Source organism: Polaromonas glacialis, assembly GCF_000709345.1.
Taxonomy (GTDB): Bacteria; Pseudomonadota; Gammaproteobacteria; order Burkholderiales; family Burkholderiaceae_C; genus Polaromonas; species Polaromonas glacialis.
Genome location: NZ_KL448326.1, coordinates 93799 through 105593, shown reverse-complemented (window position 1 = coordinate 105593; position 11795 = coordinate 93799). Strand labels below are relative to the sequence as shown.

The window sequence follows — 11795 nt, the reverse complement described above, 5'->3', positions numbered from 1 at the left end:
GCCATTGTGTCGAAGCTGGAAAAGCCATCAGCCATCGACCGCCTGGACGAAATCGTAGCGCTGTCTGACGCGGTCATGGTGGCGCGCGGCGACCTCGGTGTGGAAATGCCCGCCGAACGTGTGCCTACGATCCAGAAGCGCATCATCCGCAGTTGCCGCCACGCTGGCAAGCCGGTGATTGTGGCCACGCAGATGCTGGAGTCCATGATCGACAGCCCGGTGCCCACGCGCGCTGAAGCGTCCGATGTGGCCACTGCCATTTACGACGGCGCCGACGCGGTCATGCTGTCGGCGGAATCGGCTTCGGGCCAGTTCCCCATCGAGGCGGTGAAGATGATGAACCGCATCATCGAACAGGTCGAAGGCGACGCGCAGTACCGCCAGCTGATTGACGCATCGCACACCGCGGCCCGCCCGGGCGGCGACGTTGCGGAGGCCGTATGTTGCGCCATGCGCCGCGCCGTGTCGCTAGTGCAGGCCGCAGCCATCGTCTGCTACACCAGCTCCGGCCACACCAGCCTACGCGCCGCTCGCGAGCGGCCCGAGTCGCCGATCCTGAGCCTGACGCCCAGCATCGGCGTTGCACGCCGGCTGGCGCTGGTCTGGGGTGTGCATTCAGTGCATATTGCCGATGTCAGTGACGTCAGCCAGATGACCGACCTCGCTTGCGAGCTGGCGAGCAGTGAGAAGTTCGCTGACAGCGGCCAGACCATTGTCGCGATTGCCGGCATGCCGTTTGCCACGTCGGGCACCACTAATTTGATGCGTATCGCCACTGTTTAACGGCCAAGCTACACACTTGCGGAGTCTTTTTCATGAGTCTGATCACCGGCCTTCGTGGCCTTGAAATTCTTGATTCACGCGGCAACCCCACCGTCGCCGCCGAAGTCACCCTTGCCTGTGGCGCGCGCGGCTATGCAGCGGCCCCGTCGGGCGCATCCACCGGCTCACGCGAAGCCATCGAATTGCGCGATGGCGATGCCAAACGCTACGGCGGCAAGGGTGTACAGCGCGCGGTTGGCCATGTCAACGGCGAGCTGCGCACCGCGCTGTCGGGAACCGACAGCACCGACCAGGCGGCGCTGGACGCCAGGCTGATCCAGCTCGATGGCACCGCCGGCAAGTCCCGCCTGGGTGCCAATGCGCTGCTGGCCGTGTCGCTGGCCACGGCCCGGGCTGCGGCCGCGAGCAAGGGCGTTCCGCTGTACCGGCACCTGTGCCTGCAGCAACAGTTCACGCTGCCCGTGCCCATGATGAACATCATCAATGGTGGCGCCCATGCCGACAACAACGTGGACATCCAGGAATTCATGATCCTGCCGGTAGCCGCGCCGAGCTTTGCTGAGAGTCTGCGCTGGGGTGCCGAGGTGTTCCACGCACTGAAGTCCCAGCTCAAGGCGGCGGGCATGGCCACGTCTGTCGGCGACGAAGGCGGATTTGCCCCCAACCTGCCGTCTAACACGGCGGCGCTGGACGTGATCTTGCAGGCCATAGAAACCGCAGGCTTTCGGCCCGGACGCGATATCTGGCTCGGCCTGGACGCGGCCAGCACCGAGTTTTTCGAGGACGGCCGCTATGTGCTGGCCTCGGAAGGCCAGCGCTTTGACTCGGACCAGTTTGTCGACTGGCTGGCCGGCCTGGTGCGCCAATACCCGATTTTGTCGATCGAAGACGGCATGGCCGAAGACGACTGGGTCGGCTGGAAGCTGCTGACCGACAAGGTGGTCAACCAGCTCCAGCTGGTTGGCGACGATCTCTTCGTCACCGACGCGGCAACGCTTGGCAAAGGCATTGCCGGCGGCGTGGCCAATGCCATCCTGATCAAACCCAACCAGATCGGAACACTCAGCGAGACGCTGGACGCGATTGCGCTGGCCACTGAGAGCGGCTATGCCGCCGTGGTGTCCCCCGCTCGGGTGAGACCGAGGACACCACCATTGCCGACCTAGCGGTGGGCACCACGGCTACGCAGATCAAGACCGGTTCGCTGTGCCGCTCCGATCGCGTCTCCAAGTACAACCGCCTGCTGGTCATTGAAGACGAACTCGGCGGTGCGGCTTCATACGCCGGCCTGGCAGCATTCAAGCGTTTCATTCCTGCGGCCTAGGCTTCAGCGAAACGGTTTTTTGTTGATGGAGTCGTTTAATGTTGCTGGGTCTGGTGCTGTTTTATGTGGGTGCGGTGCTTATTCTCAATGGTCTGTGGATGTTGGGGCACATCGGTGACAGAGAAATCTGGGTGATCAACCTGTTTGTGGGGGCTGTCAGCCTGCTGGTCGCGCTCAGTCAGGCGTTCGGCGCGGCTGCCGATGCTGCCTCGATCCGGGCGGCCGCTCTCTCGCTGTTGTTTTCACTGACCTACCTGTGGGTGGCGATCAACCGCTTCACCGGTGCCGATGGGCGCGGGCTGGGCTGGTTCAGCTTGTTTGTGGCGATTACCGCCGTGCCGGTCGCTACCAACACGTTTCGAACAGCTGAGCATATCTGGGACGTTTGGTCTGGCTTGTCGTGGGCTGCATGGGCAGTTTTGTGGTTTGTATTTTTTCTTCAGTTGGTACTGCGCAAGCAGGTGGTGCGCATGGCAGCCTGGATGGCGATTGGAGAAGGTATCCTGACAGGGTGGGTGCCAGGTTATTTGCTTTTAACGGGTGTTATTGCCTCACCTTAACCGTCAAGATTTTTTGCCTGGCATGACATCGTCACGGCAGCGCAAATACAGCGCGGCCTGTTGGTTGTCATCAACGCCGTTACGATCGTGGCCCAACACGCCTCGCAGGTATAAGCGCCCAGGCACCCCGGTTTTGTTTGTTGTCAGTCGTTTGGACGGTCATCCAGCGTTGAACCTCATGCAAGAATACATTCATGCCTCAAGTGTTTCGTCGTTATTGGCTGTGGATCGTGGCCTGGTGTGCTCTTGTCATTTTGGGTAGCACCCTGTTGGCGCGCAATGAATTCGGCCGACTGCGCGAAGAGTTCGAAACCAGCGCCCGAATAGCCCACCGCCTGCTAAGCCAGCGTGTGGTGCAGCACGATGCCATCCTGGCCACGCTGGCGCTGCTTCAACCCGCCAGCGATGGCAGGCACCCCGAGCAACGTCTGACTTCAGTTTACCCACAAATATTGAGAGTCAGCAGGCGCGAGCCTCTCGGTATGTGGTCCGATAAACGCTTACTGCCAGCTGAAACCCTTTCGCGCACCCTTCGTCGTCCTGTATTGGCTGCTGTCGATTTAGCCAAGGGCCGCTATGAACTGGTGCTGGCCTCGGAGCCCGTCAGTTATGCGCTGCAGATCGATTTGCGCGCAAGCGTTCCCTGGAGCGAATGGCCCATGGCCTCAGACCGCAGCCCCGTACGAGTGATGCTGGAGCATGCAAGTGAAAGCTTCATCATTCAGCCGGGGCAGTTGCGCGCAGGCGGCTGGCCGATTGAATTTCGCAAGCTCCTCGCAGCCGAAAGTCAGCCTTTTGAGGTGGTCGCCATCCGCCGAGTGGGCCTCGCTGATCTGCCCTGGCGCTGGATGCTGGCCTACTCCGCAGTGGTTGGCGGCGCTCTCGCTGCGCTGGTGAGTTTGCAGCGCCAGCGCGTCGGGCGCCGCCGAGCAGAAGAGTTGCTGCGGCTGGGCCAGGTCGCGCGCCTGAATACTCTGGGCGAACTCGCGGCCGGACTGGCGCATGAACTGAATCAGCCGCTGACAGCGGTGCTGGCCAATACGCAGGCTGCCAGCCGCTTGCTGGCCGACGACCCCCCAGAGCTGGACATCGCCCGCCGCGCAATGGCGCAGGCTGTCCAGCAGGCACGCCGAGCATCTGAAGTAGTGATCCGTTTGCGCCGCGCTGTTGAGCGGCCAGACAGCACGGCACAGCAACAGGTGGTGGATTTGCAGGACGCTGTGCGCAATGCGCTGTATCTTCTGGAGCCCGAGTTCAATCGCCGAGGTGCAGTTGCGTCAATGGCGTCACTCTCCACGCCTCCCGCGGTATTGGCCGAGCCCGTGGCGCTTGAGCAGATCATCCACAATCTGCTGATGAATGCACTTCAGGCGCTTGAACAGGTGCCCAAAGCGGAGCGACAATTGAAAATTGGTCTGGTGCAGGAAGGCGGTCGCGGCCTGCTGACCATCGCTGATAGCGGCCCCGGCATTCCCTCCGACGTGCTACCGCGCATTTTCGAGCCTTTTTATACGACCCGCAATGGTGGTCTAGGTCTTGGTCTGAGCCTATGTGAAACGCTGTCTGCAAGTATGGGCGGCAGTATCTATGCAAGGAATAATATGCCGCGTGGGTCTGTATTTACCCTTGATCTCCCCCTGGCCTGAAAGGCCCCATGAATTCCAATTTCTCAACGCTGTCACCATTGGTCCACCTTATTGACGACGATGAAGCCGTACGCGATAGCCTCGCACTGTTGATTGGCACTGTGGGCTTGCGTGTTCAGTCCTGGGCCGACCCGCAGGCCTTTGTCGAACATTTCGCCCGTGAGTCGATAGGCGCTATCCTGCTCGATGTGCGCATGCCTGGCATCAGCGGACTAGTGGTGCTTGACACCCTGATCGCGCAAGGCGTGGATCATCCCGTCATCCTGCTGACGGGCCATGGCACGGTAGAGATGTGCAGGCGCGCATTTAAGTGCGGCGCGGCGGAGTTTCTGGAAAAGCCAGTGAATGACGAAGCCCTCATCGATGCGCTTCAAAATGCCGTGCGCCAGCATGTGAAATCCCGCCAGCGATTGAGCGCAGACCGTTCGGCGCGGACGCTTTACCTGCAACTGACGGAACGTGAACGCGAAGTGCTGGGGTTCATCGTGGCCGGGTTGACCAATAAGGAAATCGGACGTGCAATGACGCTTTCCCCACGCACTGTAGAGACTCACCGCGCCAATCTTTTTTCGAAGCTAAAAGCCGATTCTCTAGCACAAATTATCCGGCATTACGCGGCTCTGGTAGACGAGAAGCAAGAATCTTAACGGCTGCGCAATGCTGGTGAGATAACGCGTACTCGGTAGTTTTACGGAGGTGAGCGCGTAGCGCTACGACTAGGCAATAAGTCCTCAGTTTTTTACAATTTTCCTGCGGTTAATTGAACCGAACCACAAGAAAACCATGAAAAAACTGACTGTACTTTGCGCCCCTGTGATCGCGATTGCACTGACTTCGTTTGGCATTACAGCCAGCGCTCAATCTGTTCGAAACGAAAAGAACATTTCGCTCGAACTGGCCAACCAGATTGCCTCAGCCAGCGTCGTTGCATGCGCTGCCAATGGCTACGCCGTGACCGCAACCGTGGTTGACCGTGCAGGCTCTGTGCGTGCAGTGCAGCGCGCCGACACTGCCGGTCCGCACACGCTGGACGCCAGCCGTCAAAAGGCTTTTACCTCTGCTTCCGCCAAGAACACCACGCTTGCCATGATGGAAGGCAGCCAGAAAAATCCTGCTGCAGCCAATCTGGTTTTCATCCCCGGCTATCTGTTGCTGGGCGGCGGCGTGCCGATCAAGGTCGGCAATGAAACCATTGGCGCTGTCGGTGTCGGTGGCGCTCCAAGTGGCAACCTCGACGAGCAATGTGCGCTCAGCGCCATCGAGAAGGTCAAGGACCAGCTCAAGTAAATCAACATGTCTGGCAAGTTGGTTTATGTAGGCGGCAAAAACCATTTTCGAACGTCGGCCAAGGGCCGGTCATGCGGAACTTGACCACTTTGAGGAGGTGCCACGGCCATGCAGTAGCTCAGGGTCGGGTTCTTCTCAACTAAGTCCTGGTGGTAGCCCTGATCCGGCCAGCAATTGGTGAGTGGCACCACGTCGGTAGCAATTGTTTGCCAAACTGCTGGTTCTGGCTCATGCGGCCTTGACCGTAAGCCGAAAAACTTTTTCGCAAGCTTTTTGGCTCTCCGGAAGAGATCACGCAGGAAGGCGTTTTCCGCCAGCAGGACATGAAATGATTTTGATAACTGACCTTACGCAGCAGCCCGCCTGTTAGCCTACGCGCATGAAAAATTCTGAACTGGAGTTGTACACGGACTACCTGCTGAGCAGCTTTGGAGCGACAACAGCGACGGGGCTGTCGGCCATGGTGCAGGGCGATGTCAGCCATGACCGGATTACCCGGTTTTTATCCGGGCAGGACTACACGTCAAAGGACTTGTGGCGCCAAGTCAAGGCGATGGTTCGTGAAGTGCAGGATGTCCAAGGCGTGCTGATTTTTGACGACACCATCCAGGAAAAGGCGTGGACGGACGAGAGCGATTTGATTTGTTGGCACTTGCGAACCATTGCAGCGGTCGCACGGTCAAAGGAATTCCTGAATCCGTGAGTTCAAAAAACGCGGCCTGATTTTCAAACTGGAGTGGACAAATCCCGGTGGAATATGCCGTGCTGTCGCGTACTGAAGCGGTTTATGGCGACGCCATGAGGGCGGGCAAGGCGGTTTTCCCAGGTTTTGAGCAGCATGAAGATTTTCCAGCCCAGGGCTGAACATGCCGCGCTGCGCGCAGGCCAGGTAAATGGAGCATGGGGCAGCGCGAGGATTTGCGCTGCTACGCGGTTGCGAGTTGCCCGTAATGCCGGTCAAACACCGCAAAGCCACTGTCGTTCGCGCCCAGGCCGAGCACCCAACGCCCAGCATGGCGGATCATGCGGGCGGCTTTGAACATCATCTCGTGCAACACCGTCTTGATACGCCGGCGCTGGGCCGGGTGGCGCACGGGCGCATCGGGCTCGTTCAGGGTGTTTTGTCCAATCAGGCGCAGCAGGTTCATGGCGACCGCAGCGAGCCGACAGACCAGATAATTGGTGTCAAACTTGCCACTGGGCAGGCGCTCCAGGTCCATATCGGACTTGAACTCGGCGTGAAACTGCTCGTGCGTGGCGTGGTCGGCGTACAGCGCAATGATGTCTTTCGCCTCAAAGCGCTCGGGCAGCGTCGTCGTCCAGCCGTCGAGCACATATTCGGGCAGCAACAAAGCATTGCCGTACTTGTCGATCGTGCGCTCGGTCAGGCGGTAAACGCGCCGGGCCGGATTCGCTGGGTTGCCGACATCGACCAGATCGAGCCTATCCTGCCAGACGCACTCGCGTTTGCCCGGGCGCAGCGTCTGCCAGGCATTGTTCGGATCGCCCGCCTTTCCCACTGCCACCGTCTCAACTGGGGTCTTGCGCGGGTTCCACTTGATGATTGAGGAGCTATCTCGCGTCCAAGAGCCGCGCCCTGGGCCGAGATTTCCTGCATCAGCTTCAAAGAGCAAAAGCCCGAATCGGCACGCACCAGCAAAGGCCCCTTGACCAGGCTTGCCGCCAGGGGCAGCGCGCGTTCGAGGTTGTACTCGCTCTCCCGGGCCGAATGCTGCACGCCGGGGCGCAGCGCCAACTCTAGACAGTAACCCAGGCGGCCCAGGTACACCGCCAGCGGACAGTAACCATCAACCCCCGCGTAGGTACGCCCGACCAGTTCCTTTTGCGTGTCGCTGTTGTCCATCGCGAAGGTGTCCAGATCCACTGGCGTGTAGCCGCAGCCCAGCGCGCCAAAATCAATGGGCCGCCCTTCAATACGGCTGCCCAGCAGCGCCTGGTTGATCTGCGCGGCCAGTTCAAACCAGTCGCTGGCCTGGGTGTTCAGGCGCTGGCGCAGCGTCGGACTCGACGGCACCGCCTGCAACCCCAGCGCGCGCATGAAAAAAGCGTTACCCCGAAAGCTCTCGATGGCGTCAAAGTCGTTCTTGCCCAGGCACAGCAGCCCGAGGTAGCTCTTGAGGATGTCGCTATTGGCAATGCCCGAGCGGACCGGGAAGGCCGGATCGATCAGCGCGTTGATATTGATGCGCTTGAGATATCTGCCAATCAACGCCAGTCCGGCATGGGAACTGAGGTCGTAGGGAAGTCGCTTGATAAGAAAATCGGTCATGTTTTCGCTCACCTGCAGGGTGAACTGAACTTGGCGGACAAGTGCTTGATTTCAATAAGGAAACCACCAAAATCTGACAACGAGATCACGGATTCAGGAAATAGGCATCGTCCTATTGCATGCTGTACGGCGGCGACCAGGCGTGCTGGGGACAGGTCGCTTTCCATGCAACGGGGGTTCGCGAGCAGATCTGACCAATGACCGAATTCATTGCCTTCTACCTGAATCCGTGACTTCAAACAAAGCGGCCTGATTTTCAAACTCGAATGGTCAAGTTCCGGTGGAATAGGTCGTCATGTCGGGTGCTAAAGCGGTTTATGGCGACGCCCCGAGTGCGGGAAACGCAGCTTTCCCAGGTTTTGAGCACCGTGAAGATTTTCCAGCCCAAGGCTGATCAATCCGCGCTGCCTGCGCGCGGACCAAGTAAATGGCGGACTGGGCGGTGGCAAGCCCGAGGGTTTGCGCGGCTACGCGGTCCTGAGTTGCCCGTAGTGCCGGTCAAACACCGCAAAGCCGCTGTCGCCCGCGCCCAGGCCAAGCACCCAGCGCCCGGCATGGCGAATCATGCGGGCGGCCTTGTGCATCATCTCGTGCAGCACCGTCCGGATACGCCGGCGCTGGGCCGGGTGGCGCACGGGCGCATCGGGCTCGTTCAGGGTGTTTTGTCCGATCAGGCGCAACAGGTTCATGGCGACCGCAGCGAGCCGGCAGACCAGGTAGTTGGTGTCAAACTTGCCGCTGGGCAGGCGCTCGAGATCCATATCGGACTTGAACTCGGCGTGAAACTGCTCGTGCGTGGCGTGGTCCGCGTACAGCGCGATGATCTCGGCCGGGCCGAACCGCCCGGGCAGCGTCGTCGTCCAGCCTTCGAGCACATACTCGGGCAGCAACAAAGCATTGCCGTGCTTGTCGAGCGTGCGCTCGGTAAGCCGGTAAACGCGCCGGGCCGGATTTGCCGCGTTGCCGACACCGACCAGATCGAGCCTGTCCTGCCAAATGCATTCGCGCTTGCCCGGGCGCAGCGTCTGCCAGGCAATGCTCGGATCGCCCGCCTTGTGTGCGGCAATCGTCTCAACCGGGGTCTTGCGCGGGTTCCACTTGATGATAAAGGCCATCTCGCGCCCACAAGCGGCGCCCTGGGCGCAGATTTCCTGCATCAGCTTGACGGAGCAAAAGCCCGCATCAGCGCGTACCAGCAAAGGCTCCTTGACCAAGCTGAGCGCCAAAGGCAGCGCGCGCTCCAGGTTGTATTCACTCTCGCACGCCGAATGCTGCACGCCCGGGCGCAGCGCCAACTCCAGGCAATAGCCCAGGCGGCCCAGGTACACCGCCAGGGGGCAGTAGCCGTCCACCCCGGCGTAGGTGCGCCCGACCAACTCTTTCTGGGTATTACTGTTGTCCATGGCAAAGGTGTCCAGATCCACTGGCGTGTAGCCGCAGGGAAGCGCGCCAAAATCAATGGCCCGCCCTTCGATGCGGCTGCCCAGGAGCGCCTGGTTTATCTGCGCGGCCAGCTCAAACCAGTCGCTGGCCTGGGTATCGAGGCGCTGGCGCAACGTAGGACTCGACGGCACCGCCCGCAGTCCCAGCGCGCGCATGAAAAAAGCGTTGCCCCGAAAATTCTCGATGGCGTCAAAGTCGTTCTTGCCCAGGCACAACAGACCGAGGTAGCTCTTGACAACGCAGCTGTTGGCGATGCCCGAGCGCACAGGGAAGGCCGGATCGATCAGTGCGTTGATATTGATGCGCTTGAGGTACTTGCCAATGAACGCCAGTCCGGCGTGCGAACTCAGGTCGTAGGGCAGTCGTTTGATAACAAAGTCGGTCATGTTTTCGCTCACCTGCAGGGTGGAACTGGACTTGGGTGCCAAGTGCTTGATTTCAATAAGGAAACCCGAAAAATCTCACGCCGAAGTCACGGACTCAGGTTCTAGAAACTGGCTGCAGGCCCAGACTGACTCAAACTTCTCACGTCAAACCCGACCGTGTTTTTTCCACTGTGATGATCAGCAACATGCCCATGAATTCTCCGGGGTCAGCAACCACTACCGGCCTTTGGCAGCCAGCGACCAAGGGACGAGGCGCGCGCTGCAGCACAGGAACAGGCACTGAACTGTCTTTAGTGCGCGGCGGCCCCTGGTTGCTGCAGGCGCTGCAGCAGCTTCCCGGTCGCGTAGCCGTCCGCAGCCAAGCCCAGGCTGCGCTGGTAGTGGCGAACGCCGCGCTGCGTGGCCGGTCCTATCGTGCCGTCGGGCGCGCCGCTGTCAAAGCCGTGTGCGTTCAGTGCTGTTTGCAGCGCCAGCGCTTGGCTGCGCGACAGCGCCAGCAAGTCGCGCGGCCAGGCAGTCTGCACCGCGGGGCCGCTAGAGAGCTGCTGCGCCAGCAGGCCGACGGCCAGCGCGTAGCTGGTCGAGTTGTTGTAGCGCAGGATCGTGCGAAAGTTCGCGCCGACCAGGAAGGCTCTGTCACTGTTAGATGTGGAATTTTTTTTCCAGAGGCGTAGAGTTCATAGCGAACCGTGAAGGAGGTTAGCCATGAACGCCGAGACTTTCAATGCGTTGATGAACCAACAGGTGCCCCGGCTCACGCTGCGCCAGCGTGAACTGCTCAAAAAGCGTCTGGATGAACTCGATGAGCAGCAAAAAGGGCTGGCCGTCATTGAGTCGTCCAGCGCGACTGAGCCGCGCTGCTGCCCACACTGCCAAGGCAGCGAGCTTTACCGGCATGGCCACGTCAGTGGGTTGCAGCGCTACCGCTGCCGGACATGCCACCGCACGTTCAATGCCCTGACGGGCACCGCGCTGGCGCGGCTGCGCAAGAAGGGCAAGTGGTTCGGTTTTAGTCAAGCCCTGGCCGCGTCCCTCACCCTTCGCCGGGCCGCTACTGCCCTGCAGGTTCACCGAAACACGGCGCTGCGCTGGCGCCATCGCTTTCTCAGCGGCCTCAAGGCAGACCGCGCGACAACGCTGCAAGGTATTACCGAGGCCGACGAGACCTATATCCTGGAGTCGCGCAAGGGCTGTCGCAAGCTGGACCGCCCGCCTCGCCGTCGCGGCAGCAAGGCGAGAAAAGCGGGCCTGTCCGGTGAACTGGTCTGCGTTTTGGTGGCTCGGGACCGTGCCGGACAGACGCTGGACTGGGTGATGGGACGCGGGCAGATGACAAAAGCCGCACTGGCCGGCGCACTGCAGCCCGTGCTGGCCAAGGATGCGCTGCTGGTGAGCGATGGCAACCGGACCTACTGCGGCTTTGCGCACGACGCGCACCTGGCGCACGAGGCGGTCAATCTGAACGCAGGCGTGCGCGTCAACGGCGCCATCCATGTCCAGAATGTCAACGCCTATCACGGCCGTCTCAAACAGTGGCTGCACCGCTTTCACGGCGTTGCCACGGGCTATCTGGACAACTACCTGGGCTGGTTTCGCGCCCTGGACAGCCACCATGGCGACTCTGGGCAAGCTGTCTTGGCGATGGCCTTGGGAAAATTTCCACATTTAACAGTGACATAGCCACCAGGAACGCCGGCCCGCGCGCGCCAGCCGCAAGCAGGAGCGAAGCGTCCTGCAGCGCCGGCAGCGGCGCGCCGTCCATCGACTGCACCCCTTCGCCCGCCCACTGGCTCGCCGGCTGGCGCACTTCCAGGTCGGCGCGCGCGTAATCAAATCCCGGCAGCAAGCGCACTTCGAGTCCCCACGGCTGGCCGGCCTGCCATCCGGCGCTGGCCAGGAAGTTCGCGGTCGAGGCCATCACGTCAGGCACGCTGCCCCAGATGTCGCGGCGGCCGTCGCCATCGGCATCGACCGCATAGGCCAGGAATTTTGAATCTGCTCGAGTGGCTCGCGCAGCCAGGGGCAGGTGTCGCGCACCGCAAGCCGGGCCACCCTGTGCAACGCAGAGCTGTCAAG

9 protein-coding genes and 4 pseudogenes are annotated in these 11795 nt (G+C 60.9%); 8 read left to right on the top strand and 5 right to left on the bottom strand.

The genetic code is table 11. The features are described from left to right. From EC86_RS30195 to EC86_RS26660, 7 genes and pseudogenes are all read left to right on the top strand, one after another. Window positions 1-783 (top strand): pyruvate kinase (locus EC86_RS30195; protein WP_036774091.1); only part of this gene is annotated, 783 nt, incomplete at its 5' end. A gap of 32 nt (window positions 784-815) precedes the next feature. Then, a pseudogene (gene eno, locus EC86_RS26665) lies at window positions 816-2107 on the top strand (phosphopyruvate hydratase). 38 nt (window positions 2108-2145) lie between these two features. Continuing rightward, a complete protein-coding gene (locus EC86_RS0123905; RefSeq protein WP_029528308.1) occupies window positions 2146-2667 on the top strand; it encodes an AmiS/UreI family transporter in 522 nt (173 codons plus the stop codon). Between the two features lie 194 nt (window positions 2668-2861). Next, window positions 2862-4313 (top strand): sensor histidine kinase, encoded by a 1452-nt coding sequence (locus EC86_RS0123900; RefSeq protein ID WP_029528307.1) that lies wholly within the window; start codon window positions 2862-2864, stop codon window positions 4311-4313. Window positions 4314-4321: 8 nt separating this feature from the next. Continuing rightward, window positions 4322-4960 (top strand): response regulator transcription factor, encoded by a 639-nt coding sequence (locus EC86_RS0123895; RefSeq protein WP_029528306.1) that lies wholly within the window; start codon window positions 4322-4324, stop codon window positions 4958-4960. A 136-nt stretch (window positions 4961-5096) separates the two neighbouring features. Next, window positions 5097-5600: a GlcG/HbpS family heme-binding protein gene (locus tag EC86_RS0123890; RefSeq protein ID WP_029528305.1), complete on the top strand. Its 504-nt coding sequence runs from the start codon at window positions 5097-5099 to the stop codon at window positions 5598-5600. A 379-nt stretch (window positions 5601-5979) separates the two neighbouring features. After that, a pseudogene (locus EC86_RS26660) lies at window positions 5980-6290 on the top strand (IS701 family transposase); the annotation flags it as partial. 236 nt (window positions 6291-6526) lie between these two features. Here the strand turns inward: EC86_RS26660 and EC86_RS30645 are convergent. The 4 genes and pseudogenes from EC86_RS30645 to EC86_RS0123865 form a co-directional block, all read right to left on the bottom strand. Then, entirely contained in the window at window positions 6527-6952 is a 426-nt protein-coding gene (locus tag EC86_RS30645) for a transposase (RefSeq protein WP_198026728.1), read from the bottom strand. A 32-nt stretch (window positions 6953-6984) separates the two neighbouring features. Further along, window positions 6985-7890: a transposase gene (locus EC86_RS26655; RefSeq protein ID WP_232229911.1), complete on the bottom strand. Its 906-nt coding sequence runs from the start codon at window positions 7888-7890 to the stop codon at window positions 6985-6987. A gap of 467 nt (window positions 7891-8357) precedes the next feature. Beyond that, window positions 8358-9719: an IS1380 family transposase gene (locus tag EC86_RS0123870; protein ID WP_029528304.1), complete on the bottom strand. Its 1362-nt coding sequence runs from the start codon at window positions 9717-9719 to the stop codon at window positions 8358-8360. A gap of 290 nt (window positions 9720-10009) precedes the next feature. Continuing rightward, window positions 10010-10354, bottom strand: a pseudogene (locus tag EC86_RS0123865) (peptidoglycan-binding protein); the annotation flags it as partial. A gap of 70 nt (window positions 10355-10424) precedes the next feature. Here EC86_RS0123865 and EC86_RS0123860 point away from each other — a divergent pair. Beyond that, window positions 10425-11399, top strand: coding sequence for an IS1595 family transposase (locus EC86_RS0123860; RefSeq protein ID WP_029524292.1), 975 nt, complete (start codon window positions 10425-10427; stop codon window positions 11397-11399). Here EC86_RS0123860 and EC86_RS28200 read toward each other — a convergent pair. Next, window positions 11400-11712, bottom strand: a pseudogene (locus EC86_RS28200) (lytic murein transglycosylase); the annotation flags it as partial. It lies immediately after the preceding gene. Between the last annotated feature and the right edge of the window lie 83 nt (window positions 11713-11795).

What these genes read in the sequence shown, in the direction of transcription:
- EC86_RS0123905 (WP_029528308.1), top strand. Translation starts at nt 2,146, where the DNA reads ATGTTGCTGGGTCTGGTGCTGTTTTATGTGGGTGCGGTGCTTATTCTC.
- EC86_RS0123900 (WP_029528307.1), top strand. Translation starts at nt 2,862, where the DNA reads ATGCCTCAAGTGTTTCGTCGTTATTGGCTGTGGATCGTGGCCTGGTGT.
- EC86_RS0123895 (WP_029528306.1), top strand. Translation starts at nt 4,322, where the DNA reads ATGAATTCCAATTTCTCAACGCTGTCACCATTGGTCCACCTTATTGAC.
- EC86_RS0123890 (WP_029528305.1), top strand. Translation starts at nt 5,097, where the DNA reads ATGAAAAAACTGACTGTACTTTGCGCCCCTGTGATCGCGATTGCACTG.
- EC86_RS26655 (WP_232229911.1), bottom strand. Translation starts at nt 7,890, where the DNA reads ATGACCGATTTTCTTATCAAGCGACTTCCCTACGACCTCAGTTCCCAT.
- EC86_RS0123870 (WP_029528304.1), bottom strand. Translation starts at nt 9,719, where the DNA reads ATGACCGACTTTGTTATCAAACGACTGCCCTACGACCTGAGTTCGCAC.
- EC86_RS0123860 (WP_029524292.1), top strand. Translation starts at nt 10,425, where the DNA reads ATGAACGCCGAGACTTTCAATGCGTTGATGAACCAACAGGTGCCCCGG.